This is a genomic window from Streptomyces sp. B1866 (assembly GCF_031932565.1).
In the GTDB taxonomy this organism is placed as follows: Bacteria; Actinomycetota; Actinomycetes; order Streptomycetales; family Streptomycetaceae; genus Streptomyces.
Map to the genome: position 1 here is coordinate 1 of NZ_JAVSCF010000519.1, position 1,315 is coordinate 1,315.

Genomic DNA, 1,315 nt, shown 5'->3' on the forward strand with positions numbered 1-1,315 from the left:
CCGTACCGGCCCCGGCCCGGCCCGGCGCCCGCCGCCGGCGCCCGTGCGCGCGGCGGCGGCCGGGCCCGCCGTCAGCGGGGGTTGGTGGGCAGCAGCTTGACGACCTGGCCGACCAGCGGCAGGTCCCGCAGGCTGCCGCCCTGCGAGATCGGCGCCGTGAGCGGCTTGGTGCTGACCGGCTTGAAGTCGGCGATCTGCGTGCCGACCGCGTTGTCCAGCGGGTCCACGCCGGTCTTGGCGAGCGGGTCGAGCCGCAGGTTGGTGACCGGGGACAGGACGGCCGAGGGCACGTGCTGGAGCGCGGCGTCCAGGTTCGGCCGGGGGATCTTCGCGTTGACCGCCTTCTTGCCGTTGACGGGCACGTCCAGGGCCAGGCCCGGCGGCTCGTCGGCGGCCGCGCTCGCGGCCTGCGCGACACCCCCGGCCAGTGCGGCGCCGACCGCGGACACGGCGAGCCCGGCGCGCAGGAGGACGCGCGGGACGCGGAAGGCGGAGGCGGACCGCCGGTGGCGTGCGTGCTGTGCGGACGAGGACATGGGGTACCTGCCAGGGGCGTTGGGGGAGATCATCGACTGACGACGGATCGTATCGAGGCATACCGGATGAGTCACACCTACAACCCGCTCTGTCGCCCATCCGGCCGAATGCCGCACACTGCTGTCCTGTGACGAACCATCCCTCGCCCGCCCGCGTCGTCCTGCTCTCCGGCCCCTCCGGGTCCGGCAAGTCGTCGCTGGCGGCCCGTACGGGTCTGCCCGTGCTGTGCCTGGACGACTTCTACAAGGAGGCCGGCGACCCGTCCCTGCCGCGGCTGGCGGGCGGCACGGGCCCCGACTGGGACTCGCCGCTGTCGTGGGACGCGGACGCGGCGCTGGCGGCGGTGGGCGCGCTGTGCCGCTCGGCGCGCGCGGTGGTGCCGGAGTACGACATCGCGGCGAGCGCGCGCGTGGGCGAGCAGCTGATCGACATCGGCCGCACGCCGGTGTTCGTCGCCGAGGGCATCTTCGCGGCCGAACTGGTCGCCGGGTGCCGGGAGCTGGGCGTGCTCGCGGACGCGCTGTGCCTGCGCGGGCGGCCGTCGACGACCTTCCGCAGGCGGCTGGTGCGCGACCTGCGGGAGGGCCGCAAGTCCGCGCCGTACCTGCTGCGGCGCGGCTGGCGGCTGATGCGGGCCGAGCGCGGCATCGTGGCCCGGCAGGCGGCGCTGGGGGCCTATCCGTGCGGCGGGGACGTGGCGATGGGGCGTATCGCGGCGGCAGCGGCGGGGCGGCGGTGCGAGGTGGCTCGCGCCTAGATGATCAATTCCAAGGGGTCA

General features: G+C 75.6%; 2 protein-coding genes. One reads left to right on the plus strand and one right to left on the minus strand.

From position 1 onward, the window contains the following. Window positions 1-71: 71 nt before the first annotated feature. Window positions 72-536, minus strand: a complete 465-nt coding sequence (locus tag RKE29_RS29910) for a hypothetical protein (protein WP_312008847.1) — start codon at window positions 534-536, stop codon at window positions 72-74. A gap of 128 nt (window positions 537-664) precedes the next feature. Between RKE29_RS29910 and RKE29_RS29915 the strand changes: the two genes are divergently transcribed. Further along, window positions 665-1,294 (plus strand): ATP-binding protein, encoded by a 630-nt coding sequence (locus RKE29_RS29915; protein WP_312008848.1) that lies wholly within the window; start codon window positions 665-667, stop codon window positions 1,292-1,294. The last annotated feature ends 21 nt before the right edge of the window (window positions 1,295-1,315 follow it).

Excerpts from the sequence above, each read along its gene's own strand:
- RKE29_RS29910 (WP_312008847.1), bottom strand. The coding sequence starts at position 536 with ATGTCCTCGTCCGCACAGCACGCACGCCACCGGCGGTCCGCCTCCGCC.